3 protein-coding genes are annotated in these 1,564 nt (G+C 56.8%); all 3 read left to right on the forward strand.

Features of this window, described 5'->3' with window-relative positions; translation table 11 throughout:
* A partial coding sequence (locus ACGF5C_RS34460; protein WP_393308562.1) for an N-acetylmuramoyl-L-alanine amidase-like domain-containing protein occupies positions 1-131 on the forward strand: 131 nt, incomplete at its 5' end.
* Positions 132-587: 456 nt separating this feature from the next.
* A complete protein-coding gene (locus ACGF5C_RS34465) occupies positions 588-938 on the forward strand; it encodes a hypothetical protein (protein ID WP_393308558.1) in 351 nt (116 codons plus the stop codon).
* A partial coding sequence (locus tag ACGF5C_RS34470) for a caspase domain-containing protein (protein ID WP_393308560.1) occupies positions 935-1,564 on the forward strand: 630 nt, incomplete at its 3' end. The genes ACGF5C_RS34465 and ACGF5C_RS34470, both read left to right, overlap by 4 nt.

The following is a 1,564-nucleotide window of genomic DNA, read 5'->3' on the forward strand; positions in this document are numbered from 1 at the left end:
ACACACCGACCGGCCCGGTCTTCCGAAACGCGTCCTCCCTCGCGGTCAACAACAAGGTGGTGGACACACCGCTGAGTGAGTACCTGCAGACCGTTCCGGGCATCGTCGTCTTACAACCGCGAACCGCATAACCCTCACGTTCGCAACCACTGTGGTGTTTGCGCCAGAGTTCGATTCGACGTCTCAATGGCCGGTCCGCACGGCTACTCAGGCCGCTCGTCATGTGTGGATGTTCACGTTATGAACACGGCGCCGGGCTGTGAGGCGGTTCCATACCTTACTGGAACCCGCCGGTCAGCATTGCGACGATTGACAACCGTCACAGCGCCTCCATCTCCGGTCTATTGTTCTTCCTTACAGGGGCTTTCGTGGCACGTGACTGTTGAGCAGGCGAGTGGCGGAGACTGATGTGTCTCCGGCGGATAGGTAATCTCTTGTGGAGCGGAGCAGGCATTGTGGCAACGAAGGCCCGCATGAGAGCGGTTGGCGCGTGGTAGACAACAAGGTTGGACACGGGCGGGTGCAAAGGCACCCACGCTGGCCCCGCTTCGCCGTGACCCACTAGGTCTTACACACCGGAGAAGAGTATGCAGTTTGATATCAGTGTTGCCTCGGCTCAGCCAGAGGAAGACCTTGTGTCGCTGAATCGTTGGCTGGGGAACGAGCGTGATCTGGTAGGTTGCGTCACACTTGTCGGCAGCGACCCCGGCGAGGAGGAGTTGGGGGGTGCGTGGGACACGCTCGCGGTAGCAGTCGGTTCCGGCGGCCTGTTTACCGTCGTTGCTTCTAGTCTCCAGGCTTGGTTGGGGAACCGACCTCGTACAAAGGTAACGATTAAGTGCGGCAAAAATACCGTCGAGTTGGATAGCGGTAGAGCAGACGAGGTGCCTGAACTCTTGAAAATCCTCATGCAGGATGAGCTAGGGCCTCAGTCGTGACCGAAGAATCTGGGATACGGGCACTGTTGATCGGTGTGGCGGAATACGATGATGTGCGTTTCCGTGACGTTCCTGCCGCTATAAACAGTGTCCGGGCGATGCAGTCGGTGTTGACCGATCCGGCGCTTTGCGGCTGGGATGCAGGATCTGTTTCGGTCCTAGAGAATCCTCGGAGGCCGGTCGAGGTGGGACATGCGTTGAGATGTGCTGCGCTGGAGTCGAGTGAGATATTGCTAATGTATTTCGTCGGCCACGGCACCTTGAATGAGGAGGGCGAACTGTGTCTCGCGGTAGGAGAATCAGTTCGGTCGGAAATGGAATTTTCCGGGGTTGAATATAAGCAATTGCGGCGGATTCTGAAGAAAAGTATTGCAAGAACCAAGATAGTAATCCTCGATTGCTGTTATTCAGGGAAAGCGATTGAGGCCCTCGCAGGGGACGCTGATATAGCTGATGTTGCGGAGGTTTCCGGGGCCTATACTCTTACTGCGGCAGATCAATCGGCACACGTTCCTAGCGTGGCGGATCCGATGGTACGCACATCGTTCACGAATGCTCTTGTCGACGTGGTTACGCAAGGTGTGCCCGGTTGCGGTGAGTTCCTTAGCTTGTCGACAATTTACGTT

Source organism: Micromonospora sp. NPDC047620 (assembly GCF_043205005.1).
In the GTDB taxonomy this organism is placed as follows: Bacteria; Actinomycetota; Actinomycetes; order Mycobacteriales; family Micromonosporaceae; genus Micromonospora.